Raw genomic sequence first — 25,956 nt, forward strand, 5'->3', positions numbered from 1 at the left:
CGCCGTTGCGATCACAGAGATCGCGGCGGGCTGATCGGGCGGCCATGTGTCAGGCCGTTTACCTTTTCCACGATGCCATGTGCGTCGATGCCGAAATGGCGGTACAGGTCTGCGATGGTGCCCGTCTGGCCAAAATGTTCGACGCCCAGCGATACCGTCTGATGGCCGATAACCGACCCCAACCAAGCCAACGTGGCGGGATGGCCGTCGATCACGGTGACAAGTTTGCAATCGCGCGAAAGGCCACCGAGCAGGGTTTCGACATGCGATCGCGCGGCGGGATTGCCCCGTGCCCTAGCGCGTTGTGCTGCGGTCCAGCCTGCGTTCAGCCGGTCGGCGGAAGTGACGGCCAGAACAGCGACATCGCGGCGGCCTTCGGCGATGATACCGGCCGCGCGGATGGCTTCGGGTGCGACAACACCCTGATAGGCAATCACCACCTCGCAATTGGGTCCGGGTTTACGCAGCCAGTATGCCCCGTCGATGGCGCCCTGCCGAAAGTCGTCGTCAACGCGTTTTCCGGGCTGTTCGATGGGGTTGGTGGACAGCCGCAGATAGACCGATCCGCCGGTTTCGTCGCGCAGCCATGTGCGTTCATCCGGATCACCCTCGCCGCTGCGTTGCAGGTATTCGAACGACCACTGCATAATGACCGCCAACTCGTCGACAAAGGCAGGCTCGAACGCGGCAAGACCGTCTTGGCTCATCCCGATCAGGGGGGTGCCGATGGATTGGTGCGCGCCGCCCTCGGGGGCCAGCGTGATGCCGGACGGGGTGCCGACGATCATAAAGCGGGCGTCTTGGTAGCAGGCGTAGTTCAGCGCATCCAATCCGCGTGCCACAAAGGGATCATAGACCGTGCCGATGGGGATCAGCCGTTTGCCGAACAGCGAATGGGACAGGCCCGCAGCGGCCAGCAGCAGGAACAGGTTCATTTCGGCAATGCCCAGTTCGATGTGCTGCCCTTGTGGTGTGAATTCCCATTTCGCGGTCGAGGGGATTTTTTCGTTGATGAATGTGTCTTGTTGTTCAGCTCGTGCAAACAGTTTGCGGCGATTGACCCACGGGCCAAGGTTGGTTGTGCCCGTCACATCGGGTGATGTGGTGACGATGCGCGCGGCCAGCGCACTGTCGCCTTTGGACAGGTCGTCAAGGATCTTGCCAAAGCCCATCTGGGTTGAAATTTCGCGGTCGGTGGCAATTTCGATTGTGGGAACGTCCAGCACGTCATCGCTGTAGCGCCGTGGCCCTTTGGCAAAGAACGGCACCGTTGCAAGGAAATCGCGCAGGGTGTCGGGGTCTTCGACGGTTGCGAACCTGTCCCATTCCTGACCTTGCGGCACACCCATCAGTTTTTGCCACGCGGCCATCTGCGTGGGGTTCATCAGCCCGCCGTGGTTGTCCTTGTGGCCCGCAATCGGCGTGCCCCAGCCCTTGATTGTGTAAGCAAGGAAACAGACGGGGCGGTCGTGGTCGATGGCGTCAAAGGTTTCGGCCATCGTGTGCACGCAGTTGCCGCCAAGGTTTTCCATCAGCTCGGCCAGTTCGTCATCACTGCGCCCTTCGATCAGTCGGGTCACATCGCCCTGATCGCCCAGACTGTCCATCAGCCGGTCGCGCCATGCCGCCCCCCCCATGAAGGTCAGCGCCGAATAAAGCTGGTTGGGGCAGTTGTCGATCCAATCGCGCAATGTCTCACCGCCCGGTTCCTTGAAGGCGGCGCGCTGCAAGTGGCCGTACTTGATGCGTACCACGTCCCAGCCGAAGGCCTCGAATATCTTTTCGACCCGTTTGAACAGCCCCTCGCGCACCACGCCGTCCAGCGACTGGCGGTTATAGTCGATAATCCACCACGCGTTGCGCAGATCGTTTTTCCAACCTTCTTGCAGGCATTCGTAAATGTTGCCTTCGTCAAGTTCAGCATCACCCACCAGCGCCACCATCCGGCCCAAGGGAATGTCATTGCCCCAGCGTTTGGCATGGATGTAATCCTGCACCAGCGACGCAAAGGATGTGATCGCTACGCCCAGACCGACCGAGCCGGTCGAAAAATCCACGTCGTCGATGTCTTTGGTTCGCGACGGATAGGACTGCACGCCGTTCAGGCCGCGAAAGTTCTGCATCTTTTCCAGTGTCTGTTGGCCGATCAGATACTGCATGGCATGGAACACTGGCGAGGCGTGGGGTTTGACCGCGACGCGGTCTTCGGGCCGCAGCGCCGAGAAATACAGGGCAGACATGATCGAAACCATCGACGCCGACGACGCCTGATGCCCGCCGGTCTTGATGCCTTCGGTCTTTGGGCGGATGTGGTTGGCGTTGTGGATCATCCAGTGCGACAGCCACAAAAGGCGCTGTTCGATCGTCTTGAGGTGGTGGAAGCGGGTCATAGAAATTCCATCAATTTGGCGTTTCATTGCTATATATCGCGTGTCGTGCCGTGATTCTCTGCTTTCTTTGCTGCTATTGCATCTGTATTGGTGGAAGTATCCAACGAAGGCGGATTTTGTGATGGTTTCAGCCAACCCCGACATATTAGATCTGGGCATTTTGCGTGCCTTGCAAACCAACGGGCGTGCATCGATTCAAGAGATTGCGGCGCAGGTTGGTCTTAGTCCGTCGCCGGTGGCCCGCCGCGTGCGGCTGCTGGAAGAGGCAGGTGTGATTACGGGCTATGCCGCGCTGATCGACGAGACGTCATTGGGTTTCGGCTTTTCAGTGTTTTTGTCGGTTAAACTGGAAAAGCAGGTGGATGATGCGCTGGCACGGTTTGAACAGGCGATCGCGGGCCATCCCGAGGTTGTGGATTGTTGGCTGATGACAGGAAATCGCGATTATCTGTTGCGCATTGCCACCAGCGGACTGGAAGAATTCGAACGTTTTCTGGTCGGTACTTTCACCAAGATTCCGGGTGTTGCGTCGATTGAAAGCTCGATTCCGTTGCGGCGGGTGAAGTCGGGGCAGGCGCGGCTGGGTTAGGGCGGTTCAGGCGGGGACCATCGCCAGTGCTTCGACTTCGACCAGAAATTCGGGGCGGGTAAATCCGGTGACGATCAACAGGGTTGAGGCGGGTTTTACTGCCAGATCCTGCACTAGCCTGTCGCGCACGGCCATATAGGGGGTGAAATCCTCGCGGCGGGTGACATAGCCGGTAAAGCGGAGGACGTGGGAAAAATCCGTACCTGCTGCGTCCAGAATGGCGCGGATGTTGTCAAAACACAGTTCGGCCTGTACTGTGACATCGAGCGGAATGGTGCCATCTGTCGCCAACGCCAACTGGCCCGAGGTGGCAATCAAGCGCCCAGCCTGAACGCCGTGCTCATAGGCCCCGAAGGGCGCGGGCAGGCTGTCGGGAGTTAGCGCCTTCATATACGTCTCCCCTTTTCGTCCAGCCCGCAGCGGCGCAAAAACAGCGCGCTGGCCTCGGCGGTGATGCGGTCGGCGTCCATTGGTTGATCTGGGGCCACGCCCATCAGCATCCGCGCCTGTGCTTCGTATTCGGCGTAATGTTGCGTGACGGCCCACATGTTGATCTGGAACAGTAGCGGATCGACCGGCGCGATTTTCCCTGCGTCGATCCATGCGCGAATGGTGTCGTTCGCCTCTTCGACCGAGGTGCGCAGTTCCCCCCAGTGGTCGCCCATTTCAGGCGCGCCGCGCGCCATTTCATTGGCAAAGAACCGCGACACATCGGGATGATCCAGCGCGTGCTCGATCTTGCGGCGGATGTAGTTGGTGATCGCCTCGGCGGGGTCTTCCAGCGCAGAAGACAGCGAGAAAAGCTCGCGCCAGTGCGACACGATATAGCCAAGCACCTCTTGGTAGAGGTCCTCTTTGGAGGTGATGTAGTAGTGCAGCTGCGCCTTGGATATGCCTGCGGATTTGGCAATGACCTGCGTTGAGGTGCCTGCCAGCCCGTTGCGCGCGAATTCGCGGATGGCCGCATCGCGGATCGCCTCGTGAATGGCGCTGCGCCGTATTTTTGCTGTGGTCATTGGCAGTCCTGAATTGGTTTTGTTACAAACCCGCAAGGCTTTGATTGATCCGTGTAGTGCAGTCTTTGCGGCTGTGCAGGTCTAACAGAAAACCGTGCCCCCGCGCCAGCGCGCAACCGGACGGGGGCAAAGTTCTGTTTGCAAAAGGATACGGCCTTGCCCGTCTTAGTTGCCTGTCAGCTTGGCCTTGAGGTCCAGCCCGCGCCCTTTGTTGACGAACTGGCTGGTGGCGACCTTGGACAGATCAACCGCGCCGTCTTCGATGATGCCGCTGGACACGGCCAGATCGTGAAACGCTTTGATCCGCTCTTCGGACATCGCCCCGATGCCCATTTCCAGCGCGTCGCCGCTGTCGATGATTTCAAGCGCCTGAAGCTGGGCCACTTCCTTGTCCAGTTTTTCAACGGTCATTTCGGGGTTGGCCGCCATGATTGCCTGATAGGCGGGCGCGCGATCACCGTACAGAAAGTTGACCCAACCTTCGATGGTAGCATCGACAAACCGCTGCACCAGCTCGGGGTTTTCGTCGATCAACTGCTGGCGCGTTTCAATCGTGGCGGCATAGGTGTTCCAGCCATTGTCGGCCAGCAGGAACACGTCGACCTCGGCGCCCTGTTCGACCGCATAGATCGGCTCGGCGGTGCCATAGGCCTGTTGCACCATTTTGTCGTCGGCCAGAAACTGGGCAAGGTTGTAGCCATAGGGGCGCAGCTGTTCGTTGCGGAAACCGTTGCTTTGCACCATCCATTCCCAAAAACTGAACTGGCCGTCTTTTGACACCAGAACAGTCGGGGCCTCCTTGAGCGCTTCAAAATCGGTATACTGGCCCTTGTGTGCCATCAGGGCTTGGGGGTCTTTTTGGTACAATGCCGCAATGACCGTAGTTGGGATGCCGTTGCGCACATTGTCAAATGACAACAACAGGTTGCCCGCCATCAAAAAATCCAGCCGCCCCGCAGACAGCATCGGGCGGTTGTTGACCTGCGGCCCGCCGGGGCTGATTTCGACATCCAACCCGTATTTTTCATAGGTGCCATCGGCCACCGCCTGATAAAATCCGCCGTGCCCGCCCTGGGCCAGCCAGTTGGTGCCCATAACAACCTTGTCATTGGCCCAAGCCGTCGATGCGGCAAGCAGGGCGCAGGCTGCGCTGAATGCTGTCAGTGTTTTTTTCATGCTGTTTCTCCTTGTTGGTGTTGGTCATCGCGGCGGGCCATATCGTCGGTCCAGCCGCGTGTTTTTCCGGGGTTCATCAGCCCGTAGGGGTCTGCCCGTTTTTTGAAATCTATTTGTGCGGTGTCGATTTCCTTCATGCCGCCGTCTTCGATGGTGATGACATGGGGGTCAAAGATCGTGCAGCCGTCGGTTTGTTCCAGCTCGGCGATCAGGCGGTACATCTCGTCTTTGCCGCGATAACGCACCAGCGGCAGGGCAAAAATCTGGATATCTCCGTCTTGTCGCGCCATTTCGTGGTGCCAGAATATATCGTCGCCGTATCGTGCCATCTGACGCATCACCACATCCACATCAAAGGGGCGGGGATAGGCGACCTGAAGATAGGTCCAGCCCGGATCAACCTTGAGCGCCTGCAAGGTGGTGTGGTTCCAACCGCATTCATAAGCCGGTTGCAGGCCCGCTTCGCGGATTTTCTCCTTGGTCATGGCGAAGGACACGCGCCCGCCTTGTGCCTTGGCTTCGGCGGTGAAGCGATCCATTTCGTCCGGTGCGACCATGGCAAAGATCGCATCGCGGTCAGCGGGAAACAGATCACCAAATTTGGTGTAATAGGAGGCAAAGCGTCGTTCGACTGCCGTGAGAAGATAGCAGTCCATGCCGTCCTTTTGCGCCTTGGTGGCAAAGTTCAGCGCGCGGTCATAGCCGTCAAACAGGGCTGCGGTGTGAATCCAGTCGGTTTTCGGGGTCAGGGCAAGGCCCAGTTCGACCATGATCCCGTTGGTGCCAAAGGCGTGCTGTACCTTCTGGATGTCGCCGCCGTGCAGTTCGATTACCTGCGGGTCTTCCTCGACGGTGATAATCTTGACGTAGCTGACATTGCCCGGATCGCGCAGCATGCCGTGGCGCAGCGATCCGATGCCGCCCGATCCGCCCGCAAGAAATCCGCCGATCGTGGCCATCTGGCGGGTTGACGGATACATCAGCAGTTCCTGCCCTGTCTCGTGGGCCGCATCATCCAGCCGCGAAATCCGCGCGCCTGCCTGTACGCGCACGTGGCCCTTGGTAATCTCCAGCACCTTGTCCAGTCGGGTCAGGTCCATGATGACACCGCCGTTCATCGGCACACATTGCCCGTAGTTTCCGGTGCCGCCGCCGCGCAGGGTCAGGGGCAGTTTGTATTTGGCAATCAGCGATGCCACCTGCATCACCTCTTCGACCGATTGCGGGACAACCAGCAGATCGCCGATCTTGTCCTTAAGCTGGTCGTTCAGGATCGGGCTGTACCAGAAATAATCATGGGACCGTGCGGCCAGATGCTTTTGGCTGTCGTGAAAGCGGATGCCGTCAAGTGCGGCCTTGAAAGCGGTTAGATCCGGATTGTCGGACATTAAAGGTCTCCTTGAAAGGGGTGCAGAACCGCGCCATCGCGCCAGACACGCCGCGTGGCGGTCGCGCGGCTGATCACGTCATTCAGATCGGTTGCGTCAAAGTGGATAAAGCTGGCGGGGCCATCCACGCGGATGTCCAGCGTGGTGCCCATCCATGCGGCGGGCCGTGCGCTGATGGCGTCCAGCCAGTTGTCGGGCGGCAGGTGTCCCATCAGGACGCCCATGCGCAGCACGTCGATCAGGTCGTAGTCGCCATAGGGAAAGAACGCGTCCCGCACGTTGTCCGACCCTAACATGACCGGAACCCCTGCGGCGTCGGCCTCTTGCAGCGGGGCGAGGCCACGCAAACGGGGTGTGCGACCAGTGCGGGCGTCCTGAAGATAGCTGTTGGCACCGGGCAGAACGGTCAGCCCGATACCCGCATCGGCGGCGCGGGTCAAAAGCGTTTCGACTTCGGCGGGGTCACGCACCGACAGCGCGCAGCCGTGTCCGCATAGCACACGCCCCCCCATGCCGCGCTTGGCGGTCTGGTCGATAATTGCGTCGATACCGCGGGCGTCTGCGTCCAGCCCTTCGTCAACGTGGAAATCGAGGTGCAGATCGTGGCTTTCGGCCAGATCGAACAGGGTAGAGATGTCTGCCGCCTGATTGGCATTGCGATAGACAAAGGCGCCCAGAACCCCGCCATCATGGCGCAGGGCAGGGGCAACATCGACTCCGATGCGCAGCAGATCATCCAGAGCGGTCAGCGACGACAGTTGCAGATCGACACGCCCGCGCCAATCTTGCGCCAGTTCGCGCAGCACATGCCAGCCGCGCGGCGTGTCGGCGGTGGGCCAGTCCACATGGCTGCGCATCAGGGCGGTTCCGTGGCGATGTGCCTTGTCCAATGCTTGTGTCGCGCGGGCGCGCAGATCGTCATCGGTCCATCGGGCTGCGTCCTGTCCCATCATCTCGATGGCGTCGAACAGCGATTGCGCGCGGCGCGGCATCCGCGCGGCGGTCATTGTCTTGTCCAGATGGGTGTGGATGTCGGCCAGCAGGGGCATCACAAAGCCGCCCCCGCCCGTCTGCGCAGGGCGCAGCGCCGTGATGCGCCCTGCGTCGTAAGCGATATCCCAATGACCGCTGCGCCCGGCGACGGACACACCCGCCAACACGCCTGAACTGGTTTCGTTGACCATCTTAATTCTCGCGCTTGATTTCGCTCTCGTGCCAGTGGCCAAGAACGGCGCGCGACAGCCATGCGGTGATCAGGAAAATGCCAACGCCCAGCACCGAGACCAAGAACAGGGCGGCGAACATGCGCGGAATTTCGTTGCGAAAACTGGATTCAAGGATGCGCGATGCAAGGCCGGTGTTTTGACCCGCCGTGCCTGCCACGAATTCCGCCACCACAGCCCCGATCAGCGCCAGACCCCCCGCGATTTTCAGCGCGGCCATAAAATAGGGCAGCGCCGAGGGGATCAGCAGATACCGCAATCGTTGCCACGGGGTTGCCTGATACAGCCGAAACAAATCGCGCAGATTGTGGTCGGCACTGCGCAAACCAATGGCGGTGTTCGACAGGATCGGGAAAAACGCGACAATCCACGCACAGATCAGCAAGGCCACGAATGTGTTGCTGACATAGATCAGGATTAGCGGCGCGATGGCCACAACTGGCGTTACCTGAAGGATAACGGCAAAGGGAAACAGGCTCATTTCAACCGGGCGGGACAGGGCAAACAACATGCCCAGTGCCACGCCGCCAATGATGGCCAGCACCAGCGACATCAGCGTCAGTTTGATGGTGAACATGGCGCTTTGCATCAGGCTGGACCAATCGGTCACCAGTGTTTGGGCGATCAGGCTGGGGGCGGGGATCAGGTAGTGTGGCACCTCGTTGTACCAGACAAGAAACTCCCAAATGCCAAGCGCAAGGATGATCGCCGAGATGGGCAGGATGTACTGCAGGCGGCGGTCACGGCGGTCGCGCAGGATACGCGGGTCGACCTGTGTGGCGAGCGTGGTGGCCCCGATCACGGGCGCTGTGTCAGTGGTTGAGTGCGACATTTTCCATGGTCCCTTCCAGTGCTTTACTGACTGTGCGGCAGCTTTCGGCGTATTCCGGTGACATCCGGTAGGCCGAGTTGCGCGGATAGCCCCCCGTTAGTGCGATGTCGTGGACCACGCGGCCCGGACGTGCAGCCATGACCACAACGCGGCTGGACAGGTAGACGGATTCAAAGACCGAGTGGGTGACAAAAATCACCGTCAGCCCCAACGATTGCCACAGCGACAGCACCTCGTCGTTCAGCTTTGTCCGCGACATTTCGTCGAGTGCGGCAAAGGGTTCGTCCATCAGCAACAGCTTTGGTTTTGTCACCATCGCGCGGGCGATGGATACTCGCATTTTCATCCCGCCCGACAGTTCGCGCGGATAGGATTTTGCAAAATTGGCAAGGCCCACCATCGAAAGTGCTTCTTCGACGCGGGCGCGGCCTTCGACTTTGCCGATGCCTTGCAATTTGAGCGGTAGATAGACGTTGTCGTAAACGGTGGCCCACGGCATCAAAGTCGCCTCTTGGAAGACATAGCCGATGTCGCTGCCATCGCTGCTTTGGCCCGGTCGGTGGCCGTTGACGGTGATTGACCCCGCAGAGACCGATAAAAGCCCCGAGATCATCTTGAGTGCCGTGCTTTTGCCGCAGCCAGAAGGCCCGAGAAAGCTGACGAATTCGCCCTGCCCGATGGTCAGCGACATATCCCGCACTGCAACGGTGCCATTGCCGAATTGTTTGTCGACGCCGCGCATGTCGATCAGCGCAGACCCGTCGACGGGTGCTGGGGTGACTGTCATATTTTCAGACCTCCGGTTTGGTGTGCAGCCAGTCGGCTGGCATGGCGTCAATCTCGGCCATCGCCTCGACCAGACGTGCAACCGCGTGATCCAGTGTGGCCTCGCCCTTGGCTGCTGTGGCCAGTTGCGCCTCGCCGCAGGCACCGGCGGGGTTCAGATCCTGGGTTTTCCATGCGGGTTTGCCTGCACGACCCAGCCCCAGATGGGTGGTGTTTTCAAACAGATCCTGCCCGCGCGAGCGAAAATTTCGGGCGTGGCGCATGTCGACATTGTCGGGGTCAAGCGCCAGCATCACGGATGTTTCCATATCCCCCGCGTGAATACCGTGGGTGCGTTCGGTTTCGGAAAAGATCCCTTCGGGCATCCCGAAGCCGAACCAGTTCACAGAAAACACCATCATCCCGTACGAGATGCGCAACTGACGCGCCACGATGTCCATGACCGGAATGTTGCCGCCATGCCCGTTGAGCAGCACCAGTTTGTTCACGCCCGCGCGGGCCACGCTGGCCCCGATTTCGCACAGTACACGGATCAACGTTTCTGCCGACAGGGTCAGAGTGCCGGGAAAATCAATGTGCTCGTCACTTTTGCACACTGCCTGCGTGGGCAGAAAAATAACCGGACTATCGCCGGGCAATGCCTCGGCCAAACGGCGGGATACGCCGCTGACGGTGCAACTGTCCACCGACATCGGCAGGTGCGGCCCGTGTTGTTCGATGGCCCCGATGGGCAGCACCGCGATCAGCCGGTCGTGATCCAGTGCCGCAAATTCACGTTGGCTGTGATCGGCCCAGAACCGCTTCATGCGGGCACCGTGCGATTACTCTTTTTCTTGCTGATATAGGTCATGTTTCCCCCTGGTTGGGGTCAGCGTAGACATTTTCATACCAATTGATCAAACTATTTGTTCAGGTTTTTTCAAGACACACCAAACGCCTTTTGGCGCTGCCTGAAAATGAGGCAACGGCGCTTGCGCATGCTGTGATGGAATAAATGAAGGCCGGGCAGACTTTACGGGCTGACGGGCGCACGCTCCGCAAAGGCATCAAAGAGGTCGGGTTGACCCATCTGACCCCCCTTGAGCATGACGCGCATACGATCGAGACGTGCGTCCCTGTGCCGTGCCACGCAGATGCAGGCCCCAGCGCTGAAGCTGCGTTCAAAGTCCAGAGAGTCAAAACCGAGTCGGGCCGAGATGCGGCTGGAGGTGTCGCCGCCAGCCAGTCCCAGATGGCCGACATTGCTGCGCTGTATCACGGTCGCTACGAAGTTTGCCGACGCATCCGCCAGCGCGTCCGGAGCCAGGCCGTAGGAAATGTCGGGGCACAGATGGACAAGGACAGGGGTGCCGGATTTCAGCAATTGGGCCGCCTCGTTTATCAGGTGGTCTGTGTGCAGCGCTTCGGGTGTCAGGGGAAGTTTTCGTAAGGTTCGGGCGTTTTGAACCTGTGTCCGCGTGTTTGCCGACCGGCTGCCAGCAAAGACCAGAAGGTTGTCCGACGCAGGCGGTGCCATGATCGACGGCTGGTCGGTTCGGTCCGATGTCGCAGTCAGGATTTCGGCCACAGAACTTGCGCCGATTAGCAATTGCCGCCCGCCCGCAACGCGGAGTGCGTCAGCGATCAGGCGCTGATCTTGCGGTGTCGCCACGTCGATCAGAACCGGACCGTGCCCCACCCTGCGCGCCAGTGCTGCGGTGTTTCCCAAATCGGTGAAGGGCACCAAATCAAGACCGGTCAGACCTTGGGCGGCAAGATGCTGACGCAGGTCAGCTTCGGTCATGGGGGTCACGGGGTGGTGGCCCATCACTGAATGGCGGTCGATACGGTGGACCATATTGTCCGGACCTGTCGCGAACAAATTGCCGAATATGCAATAGCGCCCAAGGCTGGGCTGGCCGCCGATCACCGCAATCACGTCCGGTTTGAACCTGTCGATCAGGTCTAAGGCCACCGCGCCGATTGATCCGGTGTGAGGAGCGGAATCGAAGGTCGAACAGACCTTCAGGTGCAGAACGCGGGGATCGGCTTTGGCAATCCGGGGCCACAGGTGAGCGATCTCTGCCTGTGCCGCTTTGGGGGGGCGCGCGCGCAGATCGGTGGCCAGACCCAGTGCGGCAAGGCCGTCGGTGGCGCCGCTCGGGTTCAACACCAACCGCGCAGGCCAGCCCTTGCGCGCATAGGTGGCAAGGGTGTCCGAAGCGCCGGTAAAGTCATCGCCAAGAAAGACAACCTCGGCCACGCTATTCTTTCCCGAAGAACTGCATCGCGGCGTCAAGGGCCGGACGCGATGCTGCGGCCTGTTCCAAAGTTTCGCCACCGGTCAGGGCATCATAGGCTTCGCGTAGCGACCTGGTGCCGGCAGCGGCACCGTCGGGATGGGCCAGAATACCGCCGCCGCACATGAACATGAAATCCGGACTTTCCGCTGCTGCGATGGTCTGGGGTAGGGTGCCCGCCCATTGCCCTGACGAAAACGCGGGCATCACCCGATCATCCGGCCCGTCACCCGACAAGGGACGCAGGCAGGCACGGACGGCTTCGATGACGTCTTCGGCAGAATCGACAAATTTGCCGCCGATGCCGTGGACGTGCATGTGGTCGATCCCCGCCAGCCGGTAGAGCGCTTGATAGGCCGTAAAGCCCATGCCCAGCAGAGGGTGGCGGCTCATTGCGCCGAAACCGTTGCGATGAGCATGAATCGCCAGGGGTGTGTGCGCCCGCAGCGTTTGCATCCCTGACAGTCCGCACCAGTTGAGGCTGGCCATGACACAACTGCCACCTTCGGATGCGACAAGGTCGGCGTGGCGGCGCATCGCATCTGTTTCATCGGTGATGTTGAAGGCCATCATGACGCGGCGGCCGGTCCGGTCCTGCCATTTTCGGATCACGGCCATGACGGCGGGCACGCGCTCTGCCAGCGGCGCGCAGTCGGGATTGGCGCAGACTTCGTCATCCTTGATGAAATCGACGCCAGCCTGACACAATTGATCGACAAGGGTCGCGATGTCTGCGGAACACATGCCGACGTTGGGTTTGATAATCGTGCCAAAGATCGGGCCATTGGCGACGCCGAGGCTGTCCCGCGTGCCCTGAACCCCGACCGCTGGCAGGGGATAGCGCATCCGATAGGCAGAGGGGATTTCCAGCGACAGGAGTTTCAGGCCGGTTATCTGGCCTATGTCATAGAGGTTGCCCGAGACGGTTGCCGCGAGCGTTGGCAAATTGCGACCGATGTTGGCGGTGGGATAGGCGATGCGCACACGCGCCTGACGGAACGGGCCGGTCTTGGCTTTACGGTCCACATAGGCCGACGACAGGGTGGGCTCTGCGACCACGTCCTGCGGGATGATGGACAGCACTTGCGCGGCGGCGCGGGCGCGCAGTTCGTCCGTTTCCCCTGTGACGCGTACAAAGGTTCCGCTGGACTGTTCGCCCGCCATCATGGCGGCGACATCCTCCAGCGGAAAGGGTGTTTCAAGAAGGTATTCTGCGATTACGCGTTCCATGTGATCCTCAAAGCGCCGACAAATCCGGGAACGGGCGTATGGGGTCTGTGCCGTCCCAGTCGACCGAGGAGTCGCGGATCAGATCGAACATCTTGCCCTTTGGGCCCAGCACCTCGGACAGTTCGATGCAGGTTCCGGGGTGGTCCTGTTCGGAAAAATAGGCGAACCGCCCGTTCTTGCCTACGCAACCGCTCATTTTCACTGTGAAGTCGCGCGCCAGCATCTTGGCCAGATCGGCGTCATAATCGGTGGTCCAGAACGCGACATGCTGCAAGCCGCGCAGACCCTTTTCGCGGAAATCGCGGTACATCGACGGCACGTCGTTGCGGATCTGGATCAACTCGACCTGCATATCGCCGGAATTGGCCAGCGCCACCGAATTGTGCGGCTCGTAGCGTTCACCGTCATAGGTGTAATCTTGGATCGGCACGCGCGGGTTGTAGAACCACGGTCCGACGCCCATGACCTCGGACCAGTGTTTCATGCCCGCTTCGATATCGTCGACCACATAGCCCAATTGGCGGATCGGCCCCAGAAGGTTGCTCATTTCAGACCTCATTTCATCAATAGTTCAGGCAGCCAGGTCGACAGCGCCGGAACGGCGGACACCACAAGCAGCGACAGCAGGAGCGGGATAAAAAACGGCATCACCCCGGCGATGACACGCCCGATGGGCATGCGTGTTATGATCGTGATCATGTAAAGGCTCATGCCGACGGGGGGCGTCAGCAGCCCGATCATCAGGTTCAGCACGAAGACAATGCCAAGTTGCAGCGGATCGACCCCGGCCGCCGTCAGGGCTGGCGCGATGATCGGCGCGATGATCAGAATGGCTGCGATGCTTTCCAGAACCATGCCGACGACAAGCAGCAGGATATTCACAAGCAACAGCAGAACCAGCGGATTGTCAGACAGGGCCAGCAACATTCCCGACACTTTCATCGGCACCTGATCCAGCGTCAGAACCCATGCAAACAGTGCGGCGGTGGACACGACGAACAGAATATTTGCCGTTGATTCAGCGGTTTCACGCAGCGCGCCGATAATGCCGCGCACTGTCAGGGTACGGTACACAAAGATGCCAATCAGCGTGGCATAGGCCACGGTCACGCCTGCCACTTCGGTGGGGCCAAAATAGCCACTGACCAATCCACCAATCAGCAGGACCGGAGCCAGAAGCGCGGGAAAGGAAATCAGTGCCTTTTGCGCCACGTCGCGACGGCTGGGGCGCACATCGTCACGCGGCAGATCCTTGATGCGGGCGATGATGGCGACCTGAATCATAAGCAGGGCAGTCAGCATCAGCGCCGGAATGATCCCTGCAATCAGCAGCTTTACCGCTGAAACGTTGGCAACAGAGGCGTAGATGATGATCGGGATCGAGGGGGGAAAGATCGGGCCGATCGTTGCGGCGGCGACAGTAAGGCCCGCCGCAAATTCCTCGCGGTAGCCTTGTGCTTTCATTTGTTTGATCTGGATCGCGCCAAGTGCGCCGATGTCGGCCAGTGCCGCGCCCGAGATGCCGGAAAAGATCAGTGAAACCAGAATGCTGACCTGTGCCACAGCGCCACGGATACGGCCAAAGACCATGCGCACCAGTTCGAACAAATGGGTGGTGACACCGGTGGCGTTCAGCAGGCTGGCCGCAAAGATAAACAGTGGCACCGCCAGCAGGGGTGAGCTGTCGAGCGCATTCAGGCTGCGCTGTGCGACGACCGACACCGGCAGGCCGTGGGTCACGATAACGACGGCCGAGGACAGACCAAGGCATACTGCAATCGGCGCGCCAAGGATCAGCAGCACCAGAAAGATGGAAACGAGGATCAAGCTCATAGGGGCAATCCGTCAGCGTCGCGCGCGTCGCGATAGGGTTCGGTGGGGTCGTGGCCGCGCAGTGCGTCCACCACGCGCAGGATCGCGATCAGGGCCAGCACCAGACAACCGGCAAGGGCAAGGCTGTAATACACCCAGTTGGGCAGACGCATCGCAGGGGTCAGAAACTTGCCCGCGCGCGGCAGAAATTCGGCAAAGCTCCAGATCATCAGACCGGCAAAGGCCAATGTTGCCATATCCGCGACCAACACCAGCCAGCGCCGTGCCGCAGCCCCCAGCAGGTCGGGCACCAGCGACACCGTGACCAGAACCTGACGGCCCGCCAGACAGGGCACGACAAAAAACACCAGTCCGATGCCGCTGAACCGCGCCAGCTCGTCGGCCCAGGGCAGGCCCGCGTCAAAGAAATTTCGTGCGGCAACCTGTAGCACGATCAGACTGGCAATCAGCGCCAGAAGGATCATGCCCAAGACAACGCCGAACCGGGCGAGCCGCGCAAGAAATGCGCGGCCCGTTGTTGTATCCGGCATCAGGAGACAGCCGCGATCTTGGCATAAAGGTCGCCATATTCCGCGCCGAACCGTTCATCCACCAAGGTCTTTACCGAGGTGCGGAAGGCGTCGACGTCCAGCCCGTCTTCGGCACCGATCACTGTCATGCCCAGATCGCGCAGCTGCTGTGTTTCGGACTCTTCGTTGTCAAGAATGGCCCGAGTTGCCTTTTCGCGTGTCTGGTTGGCGGCCTTGCGCACGGCATCTTTGCCGACGTCGTCCAGACCCTGCCACGCATCTTCGTTCATTACGACGACCTCGGCGTTGGACATATGGCCGGTCAGCATCAGGTGCGATTGCACCTCGTACAGTTTGACGTTCAGCACCACGTTGACCGGATTTTCCTGTCCCTGCACCACTCCGGTGGCCAGAGCGGTGGGAACTTCGGACCAGTCGACGGGCACGGCAACGGCGCCCATCCCTTCAACGGCGGTGGTATAGATCGGGAAGGGCACCGCGCGGATTTTGGTGCCCGCAAGGTCGTCGGGCGACATTACTGCCTTGTTGCAGGTCAGGTTCCGGCGGCCAAAGTAGTGGGCATAGATCACCCGCACGTTTGCGGCGGCGATCAGACCTTGGTTCAGCTCTTGCATCACAGGGCTGTCAACGTCCGTCACCGCCATCAGGTGATCCACATCGCGGTACAGATAGGGCGTGTCGAGCGCCGCGAAGGGCTGATAGAGCGACCCCAGCGCACCGGCCGTATTGTGGGAAAACGCGATGGTGCCAAGGGACACAGCCTCGGCCAGTTCCTGAAGCTTGCCAAGCTGGCTGTTGGGAAAGACCTGTACTTCGATGTTGCCGCCCGAGGTCTGGCCAAGCGCTTCGGCGAACCAGTCGGCTTGGGCCCCTGCAACAGACGAGACTTCGTTGTTGTGGCCATAGCGCAGTTGCGTTGCAGCCCATGCCGGACGGACCAGAAAGGGCGCGGCCAATGCACTGGCACCGGCCACCATCACCGTGCGGCGGTTCATCAAATTCGACTTTTGCATCTTTTCTCCTCCCAGAGTTTCTGATGTGTTTTGAGGTGTCGAACAACGGAAGCGTCGAGAGTTCCCCAATAAACACGGTATTGACGCAGGGTAGGGTTTTGGGTCAGCTTTCGTCAAAGAAATTTGGTTGATGGTTTTTGAGGTGCTTCAAATGTGAAATCCCGAACGACCGAGATCCAGCGTCCCCAGCTTGCAGACGTGGCCGACCGCGCGGGCGTGTCGCTTGCGACCGTTGATCGGGTGATCAACCGGCGCAAGGGAGTCAAGGACCGCACGCGCCGTCATATTCTGGACGTTGCCCGTGACATGGGCTTTCTCAGTGCCGAGGATGCGGAACTGTATGGTGCGGTGCGACCGCTGAATGTCACCGTGCTGCTGCCTGCGGGCACCAATCCCTATCTTCGGCTGTTGGGCGCGCGCGTAAAAGGGCGCATCGGCCAGTCTGGCGTTAATGATCCGTTTCTGCGGTGCTTTTTTATCGAGAGTTTCAATGCCGCCGCACTGGTCAAGGCGCTGCACAAGAATGCGGACTGGTCGGACGGGATCATTTTTTTCGCCATCGAACATCCCGAGGTGCGCGATGCCGCCGCCGAAATCGCGGCGTCGGGAACCCGTCTGGTCACGATTGTCTCGGACCTGGGGAACAGCCCTGAGGTCAGCCATTTAGGATTGGACAACAGGGCGGTGGGCCGTACTGCGGGGCTGTTGATTGGACGGCTTGCCAAAACCACGACGGGGTCTGTGGCGCTTGTTGCGGGCTCGCGGCACTATCGGGCACATTCAGAGCGCGAAGCGGGCTTTCTGAGTATTCTGGACGAGATGTTCCCCGATTTGCGGGTTGTGGGGATGCGCGAAGGCCACGATGACGCCGCCGAGAATTACCGGCATGCGCTGGATCTGTTCGAGCAGGTTCCCGATCTTGTCGGAATCTACAACGTGGGCGGATCGTCCGGCGGGATCACCCGCGCCATTTGCGAAAGACAGCGCGAGGAACTGGTGTTCATCGGGCATGGCCTGACGCCAGACACCCGTCGCGCGATGCTGGACGGCACAGTCGATGCCATCTTTGATCTGGACCCTGACACGTTGATCGACAGGGCCATCCAACTTCTGTCCCTGCCGGTCTGTAGGCCCCGACCGCTCAAGCTTGATATCTATTTTCGCGAAAATCTGCCATAGGGTGCGGTGGATGTAGGCGGCTTGGTCCCTTATCAGATGGAGATCGCACCGTGTGAATACCCCTCTCGTGCAATCCGGTGCGGGATGGCCTTGCTTGGGTGCCGGAGATTTGTGCCGAGGTTTCCGGATGCCGGGTTGTAGTCGTGTTCAGGTCAGAGCCCTGTCCAAAAACATTGAAATTCTGGAAAGCGTTCTTGGATCCAAGCAGGTCGCATCCGCGAAGTTTGAAACGATACCGGCACAGTAGATTAACGGGTGTCCTCAGCATTGGTGCGCTATGGCAGTAGGCCACGCATCAGGGGGTCAACCATCGCCCGTGCCAGTTGTCCGCGGCTTTTGATGGTGTCCTTTGCGGTGGGGCGATACCAGAAAATCGACCATTGCAGCCCGCCCAAAAGCACTTTGGCGGTGACTGCGATATCGGTTTTGCGCAGTGATCCGTCCGCGACACCTGCCGCCAGCACTTCTTTGAAATGGGTCTCGAAACGGTCGCGCTCGTCGATCAGGCTTTGTACTGTCTCGCGTTGTGCGGGTGTTGTCTTGCCAAAACGGTGGACCTGCACACCCTGCGCAACTACGTTTTCATAGGTGTGGTATTTCAACAAGGCGTTGGCATGTGCCAGCAGCATAGCCTCAAGGCGGGCGGCGGCTGTGCTCTGGATCTCAAGCGCCGGTGCGAGGGCGCGAAAAAGGTAATCCATGCCCACGCGATGCACATCAAAGAACAGGTCGGTTTTCGAACTGTAGTAGTGATAGATATGGCCCTTGGTGCTGTCGAGACGACGGGCCACGTCATCAATCGAGGTGGCATGGTAGCCGCGCTCCATAAAGCAGTTGGCGGCGCTCTCGATGATTTCGTCTTTGCGCCGCGCCTTGTTGCGCTTGCGCTGGGTGGGGCGCAGTTCCCCCGCATTGCCCATGGTCGGTTTGTCCACCTTCGCCTTCTCCTTGTTCGGTCGCGAAAAACCCATATTAGCCGTTCGGTGGCACCCACCGCAACGGCCCTGAAAGTGCCATGACCAGCGCACATAAAACGTGCAAATTTCCCGGTTGCCCGCGTGCATTATACGATAGGCGGTTGGTCCGGGAATGAAGCGTTGACACAGTTCCCAATACCATCCTAGAAACCTACTTGGTAGTATGTTATCGGGCGGTGCGGAACTCCGGACTACGCCCCGGACAGGTGCTGCCACAGGGGAGGGGAACGACCATCCATGCTAGAAGCGCGCGGATTGACGAAGGAATTTAATGGCTTTCTGGCTGTGCGTGATGTCGACCTGACAGTCGAGCGCGGAACGATTCATGCCCTAATCGGGCCGAACGGTGCTGGAAAAACGACCTGTTTCAACCTTCTGACCAAGTTTTTGCGCCCGACGTCGGGCAAGATCACCTATGACGGGCGCGATATCACTGCGATGTCGCCCACAGATATCGCGCGGCTTGGGCTGGTGCGCTCTTTCCAGATTTCTGCCGTATTTGGCGAGATGACCGTGCTGGAAAATGTCCGCGTTGCGCTTCAGCGGCAGCGGGGCGAAAGCTATGATTTTTGGCGTTCTGACCGCACCTTGAACCAGTTCGACGGCGATGCGCGGCGCTATATCGACGACGTGGGACTCTCCGAGTTTGTCGATCATCGGGCGGCGGAACTTTCCTATGGACGCAAGCGGGCGCTCGAGATCGCGACGACACTGGCGCTTGAACCCAAAATGTTGTTGCTCGACGAGCCGATGGCCGGAATGGCGCAGCAGGATGTGGAACTGATTTCGGTGCTGATCCGGCGCATTTCGGAGGGGCGGACCATTTTGATGGTGGAACACAATCTTTCGGTGGTGGCCGATCTTTCGGACAAGATCACGGTGCTGGCCCAAGGCGAAGTTCTGGAAGAGGGCGATTACGAGACAGTCTCGAAGTCGCCGAAGGTGATCGAGGCCTATATCGGAGTTGACCATGAGTGAGACGGTGTTGATCGCCAGTGCCTCTACCGATGTGCCGCACAGCGGGACGCCCGCCCTGACTGTGCGCGACCTTGAGGCGTGGTATGGCGAGAGTCATGTGCTGCATGGTGTAAATTTCGAGGTCTGGCCCGGCGAGGTCGTGACCCTGCTTGGGCGCAACGGTGCGGGCAAGACGACGACGATCCGCGCGATCATGGGCATGATTGGCCGCCGCGCCGGTTCGGTGAAGGTCGGCGAAACCGAAACCATCAACATGGAGCCGCGCCATATTGCGCGGCTTGGCAATGCCATTTGCCCCGAGGAGCGCGGCATATTTGCGTCGCTTTCGGTGGAAGAAAATCTGATGCTACCGCCGAAGATCGCAGAAGGCGGGCTGACGCTGGGGCGCATCTATGATCTGTTCCCAAATCTGAAGGACCGGCGCCGCAGCCAAGGCACAAAGCTTTCTGGTGGCGAACAGCAGATGCTGGCGATTGCGCGCATCCTGCGCACAGGTGCCAAGCTGCTGTTGCTGGACGAGCCGACGGAAGGGCTGGCTCCGGTGATCGTGCAGCAGATCGGTCGCACCATCGCCGCGCTGAAGCAAGAAGGCTTTACGATCGTTCTGGTGGAGCAGAACTTTCGCTTTGCCGCCTCGGTTGCAAACCGCCACATGGTGATCGACCAAGGCAAGGTCGTGGACATGATCCCGAACGAGGATCTGGAGGCAAATATCGACAAGCTGCACGCCTATCTGGGCGTGTAAAAAATCTGCAACCGGCGCCAGCGCAAGCTGGGCGTCATTTCTGGGAGGAAAAACATGGTACGCACATTGGCACTTTCAACAGTCGCAAGTATCGCGCTGGCGCTGCCAGCTCAGGCTTTCGACATCAAGATCGGGGTTCTGAACGACCGTTCGGGCACCTATGCCGACTTGGCCGGTGAGGGTTCGGTCGTGGCGGTGAGGATGGCGATCGAAGATTTCGACGCCGCGGGTAAGGGGATCAACGTCGAGGTGATCTCGGCGGATCACCAGAACAAGCCTGACATCGCTTCGACCATTGCACGGCAGTGGTACGATCAGGACGGGGTGGATGTGATCATGGATCTGCCGACATCGTCCACCGCGCTTGCCGTCGCAGGGATCACTGCCGAGATGGGCGGGATCATGTTGAACTCGGGCGCCGCCACTTCGGACCTGACTGGTGAGGCTTGCGAAGAGACCACGGTTCACTGGACCTATGACACCGCTGCGCTGGCGAACGGAACCGCCAAGGCGGTGACGCAAAGCGGTGGCGACACGTGGTTCTTTCTGACTGCGGATTACGCCTTTGGTCACGCGCTTGAGCGTGACGCAACGCAGGTGATCGAGGCCAATGGCGGCACGGTTGTCGGTTCGGTCGCGCATCCCTTTCCGGGGACCGACTTCAGTTCGTTCATTCTTCAGGCCCAGGCCAGCGGCGCCAAGGTGATTGGCCTTGCCAATGCCGGTTCGGATACGGTGAACTCGATCAAACAATCGTCTGAGTTTGGCGTAACGCAGGCGGGCCAGTCGCTGGCCTCTCTGCTGATGTTCCTGACCGACGTGCACTCGCTGGGCGCGCAGACTGCGCAGGGGCTGGTGCTGACCGAGGCGTTCTATTGGGATCTTAACGACGAAACCCGCGAATGGTCTGCCCGCTTCGAAGAGAAGATGGGCGCGAAGCCAACTATGGTGCAGGCGGGCAACTACGCCGCAGCGCTGCACTATCTCAAGGCAGTCGAGGCATTGGGCTCGGCCGATGACAACATTGCTGTGGTCGAGAAGATGAAGGAAATGCCAACCTCTGATCCTCTATTCGGCGAAGGCTATGTCCGCAAGGATGGCCGGGTGATCCACGACATGTACCTTTTCGAGGTGAAAACCCCGGAAGAAAGCACCGGCGAATGGGATCTGTATAAAACACTGGCCACGATCCCAGGAGAAGAAGCGTTTCGTGCGCTTGAGGATGGCGGCTGTGAATTTGCGATGAGCGAATAAGTCCAGAGAAACACAGGGCGGCGCGGTGCGGATCGCGCTGCCGGCAATGGCCAAGGGGCTCTCCAAATGGATATTTTCGGGATACCGGTGCAGGTTCTGTTCGGCCAGTTGCTGATCGGGCTGATCAACGGGTCGTTCTACGCGGTATTGTCGCTGGGGCTGGCTGTGATCTTCGGGTTGCTGAACATCATCAACTTTACCCACGGCGCGCAATACATGATGGGTGCGTTCGTGGCGTGGATGATGCTGAACTATCTCGGCGTAAATTACTGGTTCGCTCTGGTGCTTGCGCCGCTGGTGGTGGGCGCCTTCGGGATGCTCGCAGAGCGGCTGATGCTTGCCCGCCTCTACAAGCTTGATCACCTTTACGGGTTGCTCCTGACATTCGGCCTTGCGCTGATCATTCAGGGGCTTTTCCGGAACTACTATGGTATTTCGGGCCTGCCCTATACCATCCCACCCGCGTTGAGCGGGGGGCAGAATCTGGGCTTTATGTTCCTGCCAAACTACCGTGCATGGGTGATTGTGGTGTCGGTTGTGGTGTGCTTTGGCACATGGTTCATGATCGAGAAAACGAAATTGGGCGCCTATCTGCGTGCCGCGACCGAAAATCCGGAACTTGTCGGTGCCTTTGGCATCAACGTGCCGCGCATGGTGACGCTGACCTATGGTTTTGGTGCCGCGCTGGCGGGTCTGGCGGGTGTGCTGGCCGCGCCGATCTATTCGGTAAATCCCAACATGGGTGCCGATCTTATTATCCTTGTTTTTGCCGTGGTCGTGATTGGCGGCATGGGTTCGATCATCGGGGCGATCCTGACAGGGTTTGGCCTTGGCATCATTGAGGGGCTTACGCGTGTGGTCTACCCGGAAGGCTCGTCAGTGGTGATTTTTGTAATAATGGCGATCGTGCTGCTGGTGAAACCTGAAGGTTTGTTCGGGAGGCAAGCATGACCATGACAACGGACAACGATACTGGTGCCACCCCTGTGACCACCACTGCGCAGCGCACGGGAACCCCGCGCCACCATCTGATCCTGTTCACCCTGCTTCTGGCTTTGCTCGTTGTGCTGCCGTGGCTGGTTTATCCGGTGTTTGCGATGAAGGTGATGTGCTTTGCGCTCTTTGCCTGTGCCTTCAACTTGCTGCTTGGCTTTGGCGGATTGCTCAGTTTTGGACACGCGGCCTTTTTCGGTTCTGCCAGTTATGTTGCTGCCCATGCCGCAAAGGTCTGGGGGCTGACGCCCGAACTTTCGATTTTGTCGGGCACTGCGGTGGCCGCCGCGTTGGGACTGTTGATCGGGGCGCTTTCGATCCGGCGGCAGGGGATCTATTTTGCGATGGTCACGCTGGCCTTTGCGCAGATGGTTTATTTCTTTGCACTTCAGGCCGAGTTTACTGGCGGGGAGGACGGAATCCAGTCGGTGCCGCGCAATGCGCTGTTTGGCATCTTCAGCTTGGCTGACAATATGGCGCTTTACTGGCTGGTGCTTGTTATCACCTTTGGTGGGATATTGTTCCTTTACAGGGTCACACATTCGCCCTTTGGGCATGTGCTGAAGGCCATTCGCCAGAACGAGGCGCGGGCCGTCTCGCTGGGCTATAACGTGAACCGCTATAAGCTGACGGTTTTTGTGATCTCGGCCACCTTTGCCGGGCTGGCGGGGGCGACCAAAAGTCAGGTGTTCCAGCTTGCCTCGTTGACGGATGTGCATTGGTCGATGTCGGGCGAGGTGGTGTTGATGACGCTGCTTGGTGGCATGGGCACAATCTTTGGTCCGATTGTGGGTGCGGCGATCATCGTGACGATGCAAAACTATCTTGCTGGTTTTGGCGCATGGGTCACGGTGATTCAGGGCGTGATCTTTGTGATTGGGGTACTTTTGTTCCGCGAAGGGATCGTCGGCATCCTGGCAAAATGGTTCAAGAAACCTCTCTAGGGGGAGGTGACTTTTTCACAAAAACATACGACTTAGTAGGATGTTTAGAAGATGCTGAAGATATGATCCATGTTCTGATCACGGGTGCAGGAGGCTTTTTGGGCCAACGGCTGGTCTCGTCCTTGCTGGCGCAGGGACGGTTGGGGGGACAGGCGATTGGCCGGATCACACTGGCAGACCGACGGCTGCCGGAGTTGCCAAATGCCAAAGGTGTGGAAATTGTAGGGCGCGAGGGTGATCTATCGGATCGAGCATATCTGGCCGCGTTGGTTGCCGATGGCTTTGACGCCCTGTTTCATTTCGCCTCTCTTTTGACCATTGAGGCCGAGCAGAACTCCGGCCTTGCGTGGGACGTCAGTGTGGAGTCGTTGCGGTATCTGATCGAAACGGCAGAGGGTGCGCCAAAGGTGATCTATGCCTCGTCGATCGCCATTTTCGGTGGCGCACTGCCCGAAGAGGTGGGTGACGACGTCGTTCCGCTGCCGCAGACAACCTATGGCACCCAGAAGGCAATTTGCGAGTTGTTAATTGCCGATCATTCCCGCCTTGGACGGATTGACGGGTGCTGTCTGCGCCTGCCCATTGTGGTCACGCGGCCCGGCGCCCCTGCTGCTGCCATTTCTGACCGTGTCGCCGGCATCCTGCGCGAGCCGTTGACGGGACACGACCTTGCCGCCCCGCTCGCGCCGGAAACGCCGGTGCCCATCGTCTCTGCCGGTGCTGCCATCTCGGCCTTTCTCACGTTGGTCGACCTACCTGCCGAAGCGCTGCCGCCCAAGCGGGCGTTCAACCTGCCCGCCCTGACCGTAACCGTCGCAGAGATGGTTGCCGCAGGTGTTCGCAAGGGGGCAAAGGGCGCAGTGACCTATGCCCCCGATACGCAAGTACAGCGGATTGTCGATGGTTGGCCCCGTCGCTTTACTTCGGTTGCCGCTGCGCGGCTGGGGATCGGGCCGGACACGGATATCGAGGCGGTGATTGATGATTTTCAGAGCCAGAAGGAAAGCCACAATGGCTGAAACAGTGACCCCGACGCACGCAGTGTCAGCCGCGGAAAAACAGGCCGATATTTGTATCATCGGCGCCGGTTCCTCGGGGATGACAGTGGCCAAGTCGCTTCAGGAACGGGGGCTAGCGGTGCAGGTCTTTGAGAAGGGTTCGGACATTGGGGGCATGTGGCGGTACGAGAACGACAACGGGCAAAGCTCGTGTTACGCCTCGCTGCATATTGATACCTCGCGGCCCAACCTAGGCTATAGCGACTTTCCGCTTGATGAAACGCTGCCGGACTTTCCAAGCCACCGCCAGTTTCTTGCCCATCTGGAACGATATGCCGACCATTTCGGGCTGCGCAAACTGGTGCGTTTTCGCACCGAGGTGGCAGAGGTTATTCCCAAAGATGGCCGTTTTGACGTGCGGCTTGCTACGGGTGAGGTGCTGAATTTCGGCACGGTGATTGTTGCCAACGGCCATCTTGCAGACCCGCAGATGCCTGACTTTTCCGGCAGCTTTAATGGGCCGGTGATCCATTCGCACCACTACCGCAACGCCGACCCCTATGAGGGCAAGCGGGTGATGGTGGTGGGGCTGGGCAACTCGGCGGTGGATATCGCCGTGGATATCGCGCGACGGACAGAGCATGTTTTTGTGTCCACGCGGCGCAGTGGCTGGGTGATACCGAAATATCTTTGGGGCATTCCGATTGACCAGGTGTCGGCCGGACTGTCGCGCCGTTTACGGTTGCCGACAAAGACGACCCGGCTGGTGATGTCATGGCTTATCAGGCTGGGTGTGGGTGACCAGCGCCGCTTTAATCTGCCGCGCCCCGCGCATCCGATGTGGCGCGAACATGCGACTCTGAGCCAAGAACTTTTGCCGTACATCGGTCATGGCTACATCAGTGTGAAGCCCAACGTGAAAGAGCTGCGCGGTGACAGCGTGGCCTTTGCCGACGGCAGTACGGAAAAGCTGGACGCGATCATTTTTGCGACGGGCTACAAGATCACCTTTCCCTTTTTGCCAGAGACAGTTTTTGATCCGGCGCAAGAAGTGGGTGCGCTTTATCGGCGGATGGTTTCACTCAAATATCCCGGATTGATCTTTGCCGGATTGGTACAGCCAGTTGGCCCGACGATTCCGCTGGTGGAAATTCAGGGCAAGTGGATCGCCGCCTATCTTTCTGGCGCGATGAGAATGCCCGATCGGGCGGCCCGGACAGAAGAGATCGAGCGGCACCAGCAGGTTCAGCGCAAGACCTATCTTGATAGCAAGCGTTATGTGCTTGAGGTGGATTTCAAGACATTCTCGGGCCAGATGCGTCGTGATATGGCTGCGGGGAAAGCAGGTAAGGCTTGATTTTAGCCTGCGCCTTTTGACTATGGTCCGGGCCATTTCGGGCCGGATACCCCGCCTGTAGGTGTGTCTTGGGCTGGTCAGTGCGTCGCTGTCGCATCTGCACGAAAGATTCGTCAATGCGCCGTGGATGCGAGCGCCTGGGCCGGATTCCGAATATATTCTTTAGTATTTAATTGAAATCAAAAGTATGTATTTGCGAAATACGTAAGTATGTAACTTGTGTGGCATATTCCCCAAACTCAACAA

General features: G+C 59.4%; 25 protein-coding genes. 9 read left to right on the top strand and 16 right to left on the bottom strand.

What is annotated here, in order from left to right; all coding sequences use genetic code 11:
- Positions 1 to 11: 11 nt before the first annotated feature.
- A complete protein-coding gene (locus tag SULPSESMR1_RS20470; protein ID WP_198362912.1) occupies positions 12 to 2,390 on the bottom strand; it encodes a transketolase-like TK C-terminal-containing protein in 2,379 nt (792 codons plus the stop codon).
- A 121-nt stretch (positions 2,391 to 2,511) separates the two neighbouring features.
- Here SULPSESMR1_RS20470 and SULPSESMR1_RS20475 point away from each other — a divergent pair, with 121 nt between their 5' ends.
- The gene (locus SULPSESMR1_RS20475; protein WP_089422903.1) at positions 2,512 to 2,979 is read left to right on the top strand and encodes an Lrp/AsnC family transcriptional regulator; all 468 of its coding nucleotides are present in this window, start codon (positions 2,512 to 2,514) and stop codon (positions 2,977 to 2,979) included.
- Between the two features lie 6 nt (positions 2,980 to 2,985).
- On the opposite strand, the gene SULPSESMR1_RS20480 is transcribed toward SULPSESMR1_RS20475, so the two are convergent.
- The 14 genes from SULPSESMR1_RS20480 to SULPSESMR1_RS20545 form a co-directional block, all read right to left on the bottom strand.
- Positions 2,986 to 3,369 (bottom strand): RidA family protein, encoded by a 384-nt coding sequence (locus tag SULPSESMR1_RS20480; protein WP_089422904.1) that lies wholly within the window; start codon positions 3,367 to 3,369, stop codon positions 2,986 to 2,988.
- On the bottom strand, positions 3,366 to 3,995 hold the full coding sequence (locus tag SULPSESMR1_RS20485; protein WP_089422905.1) for a TetR family transcriptional regulator C-terminal domain-containing protein: 630 nt from the start codon (positions 3,993 to 3,995) through the stop codon (positions 3,366 to 3,368). The genes SULPSESMR1_RS20480 and SULPSESMR1_RS20485 overlap by 4 nt, the downstream gene beginning before the upstream one ends.
- Before the next feature lie 165 nt (positions 3,996 to 4,160).
- Positions 4,161 to 5,171, bottom strand: a complete 1,011-nt coding sequence (locus SULPSESMR1_RS20490; RefSeq protein WP_089422906.1) for an ABC transporter substrate-binding protein — start codon at positions 5,169 to 5,171, stop codon at positions 4,161 to 4,163.
- A complete protein-coding gene (locus SULPSESMR1_RS20495) occupies positions 5,168 to 6,559 on the bottom strand; it encodes an FAD-binding oxidoreductase (protein WP_089422907.1) in 1,392 nt (463 codons plus the stop codon). Before SULPSESMR1_RS20495 ends, SULPSESMR1_RS20490 begins: the two co-directional genes overlap by 4 nt.
- Positions 6,559 to 7,743: an amidohydrolase family protein gene (locus tag SULPSESMR1_RS20500; RefSeq protein WP_205387995.1), complete on the bottom strand. Its 1,185-nt coding sequence runs from the start codon at positions 7,741 to 7,743 to the stop codon at positions 6,559 to 6,561. The genes SULPSESMR1_RS20495 and SULPSESMR1_RS20500 overlap by 1 nt, the downstream gene beginning before the upstream one ends.
- A 1-nt stretch (position 7,744) precedes the next feature.
- Entirely contained in the window at positions 7,745 to 8,614 is an 870-nt protein-coding gene (locus SULPSESMR1_RS20505) for an ABC transporter permease (RefSeq protein WP_089422908.1), read from the bottom strand.
- Positions 8,595 to 9,401 (bottom strand): ABC transporter ATP-binding protein, encoded by an 807-nt coding sequence (locus SULPSESMR1_RS20510; protein WP_089422909.1) that lies wholly within the window; start codon positions 9,399 to 9,401, stop codon positions 8,595 to 8,597. Before SULPSESMR1_RS20510 ends, SULPSESMR1_RS20505 begins: the two co-directional genes overlap by 20 nt.
- Before the next feature lie 4 nt (positions 9,402 to 9,405).
- On the bottom strand, positions 9,406 to 10,206 hold the full coding sequence (locus SULPSESMR1_RS20515; RefSeq protein ID WP_089422910.1) for a creatininase family protein: 801 nt from the start codon (positions 10,204 to 10,206) through the stop codon (positions 9,406 to 9,408).
- A gap of 206 nt (positions 10,207 to 10,412) precedes the next feature.
- The gene (locus SULPSESMR1_RS20520; RefSeq protein WP_089422911.1) at positions 10,413 to 11,642 is read right to left on the bottom strand and encodes a four-carbon acid sugar kinase family protein; all 1,230 of its coding nucleotides are present in this window, start codon (positions 11,640 to 11,642) and stop codon (positions 10,413 to 10,415) included.
- A 1-nt stretch (position 11,643) separates the two neighbouring features.
- Positions 11,644 to 12,909 (bottom strand): RuBisCO large subunit C-terminal-like domain-containing protein, encoded by a 1,266-nt coding sequence (locus SULPSESMR1_RS20525; RefSeq protein ID WP_089422912.1) that lies wholly within the window; start codon positions 12,907 to 12,909, stop codon positions 11,644 to 11,646.
- 7 nt (positions 12,910 to 12,916) lie between these two features.
- Positions 12,917 to 13,456: a VOC family protein gene (locus SULPSESMR1_RS20530; protein ID WP_089422913.1), complete on the bottom strand. Its 540-nt coding sequence runs from the start codon at positions 13,454 to 13,456 to the stop codon at positions 12,917 to 12,919.
- A gap of 8 nt (positions 13,457 to 13,464) precedes the next feature.
- Entirely contained in the window at positions 13,465 to 14,742 is a 1,278-nt protein-coding gene (locus SULPSESMR1_RS20535; protein WP_089422914.1) for a TRAP transporter large permease, read from the bottom strand.
- Positions 14,739 to 15,272, bottom strand: coding sequence for a TRAP transporter small permease (locus SULPSESMR1_RS20540; RefSeq protein WP_089422915.1), 534 nt, complete (start codon positions 15,270 to 15,272; stop codon positions 14,739 to 14,741). The genes SULPSESMR1_RS20535 and SULPSESMR1_RS20540 overlap by 4 nt, the downstream gene beginning before the upstream one ends.
- Positions 15,272 to 16,285, bottom strand: a complete 1,014-nt coding sequence (locus tag SULPSESMR1_RS20545; RefSeq protein ID WP_089422916.1) for a TRAP transporter substrate-binding protein — start codon at positions 16,283 to 16,285, stop codon at positions 15,272 to 15,274. The genes SULPSESMR1_RS20540 and SULPSESMR1_RS20545 overlap by 1 nt, the downstream gene beginning before the upstream one ends.
- Before the next feature lie 153 nt (positions 16,286 to 16,438).
- Between SULPSESMR1_RS20545 and SULPSESMR1_RS20550 the strand changes: the two genes are divergently transcribed.
- Positions 16,439 to 17,464, top strand: coding sequence for a LacI family DNA-binding transcriptional regulator (locus SULPSESMR1_RS20550; RefSeq protein ID WP_089422917.1), 1,026 nt, complete (start codon positions 16,439 to 16,441; stop codon positions 17,462 to 17,464).
- Between the two features lie 275 nt (positions 17,465 to 17,739).
- Here SULPSESMR1_RS20550 and SULPSESMR1_RS20555 read toward each other — a convergent pair whose 3' ends face one another.
- Positions 17,740 to 18,399, bottom strand: a complete 660-nt coding sequence (locus SULPSESMR1_RS20555) for a TetR/AcrR family transcriptional regulator (RefSeq protein ID WP_240311384.1) — start codon at positions 18,397 to 18,399, stop codon at positions 17,740 to 17,742.
- Between the two features lie 279 nt (positions 18,400 to 18,678).
- Here SULPSESMR1_RS20555 and SULPSESMR1_RS20560 point away from each other — a divergent pair, with 279 nt between their 5' ends.
- The 7 genes from SULPSESMR1_RS20560 (at position 18,679) to SULPSESMR1_RS20590 (ending at position 25,710) form a co-directional block, all read left to right on the top strand.
- Complete coding sequence (locus SULPSESMR1_RS20560) at positions 18,679 to 19,419, top strand: ABC transporter ATP-binding protein (RefSeq protein ID WP_089422918.1); 741 nt, start codon at positions 18,679 to 18,681, stop codon at positions 19,417 to 19,419.
- Positions 19,412 to 20,164, top strand: a complete 753-nt coding sequence (locus tag SULPSESMR1_RS20565) for an ABC transporter ATP-binding protein (protein WP_089422919.1) — start codon at positions 19,412 to 19,414, stop codon at positions 20,162 to 20,164. Before SULPSESMR1_RS20560 ends, SULPSESMR1_RS20565 begins: the two co-directional genes overlap by 8 nt.
- A 54-nt stretch (positions 20,165 to 20,218) precedes the next feature.
- The gene (locus SULPSESMR1_RS20570; RefSeq protein WP_089422920.1) at positions 20,219 to 21,418 is read left to right on the top strand and encodes an ABC transporter substrate-binding protein; all 1,200 of its coding nucleotides are present in this window, start codon (positions 20,219 to 20,221) and stop codon (positions 21,416 to 21,418) included.
- 66 nt (positions 21,419 to 21,484) lie between these two features.
- Positions 21,485 to 22,369, top strand: a complete 885-nt coding sequence (locus SULPSESMR1_RS20575) for a branched-chain amino acid ABC transporter permease (RefSeq protein WP_089422921.1) — start codon at positions 21,485 to 21,487, stop codon at positions 22,367 to 22,369.
- Positions 22,366 to 23,355, top strand: a complete 990-nt coding sequence (locus SULPSESMR1_RS20580) for a branched-chain amino acid ABC transporter permease (protein ID WP_434223022.1) — start codon at positions 22,366 to 22,368, stop codon at positions 23,353 to 23,355. Before SULPSESMR1_RS20575 ends, SULPSESMR1_RS20580 begins: the two co-directional genes overlap by 4 nt.
- A gap of 62 nt (positions 23,356 to 23,417) precedes the next feature.
- On the top strand, positions 23,418 to 24,374 hold the full coding sequence (locus SULPSESMR1_RS20585; protein ID WP_157729069.1) for an NAD-dependent epimerase/dehydratase family protein: 957 nt from the start codon (positions 23,418 to 23,420) through the stop codon (positions 24,372 to 24,374).
- Complete coding sequence (locus tag SULPSESMR1_RS20590) at positions 24,367 to 25,710, top strand: flavin-containing monooxygenase (protein ID WP_089422923.1); 1,344 nt, start codon at positions 24,367 to 24,369, stop codon at positions 25,708 to 25,710. The genes SULPSESMR1_RS20585 and SULPSESMR1_RS20590 overlap by 8 nt, the downstream gene beginning before the upstream one ends.
- Positions 25,711 to 25,956 lie beyond the last annotated feature (246 nt).

This window comes from Pseudosulfitobacter pseudonitzschiae, assembly GCF_002222635.1.
GTDB classification, from domain to species: domain Bacteria; phylum Pseudomonadota; class Alphaproteobacteria; order Rhodobacterales; family Rhodobacteraceae; genus Pseudosulfitobacter; species Pseudosulfitobacter pseudonitzschiae_A.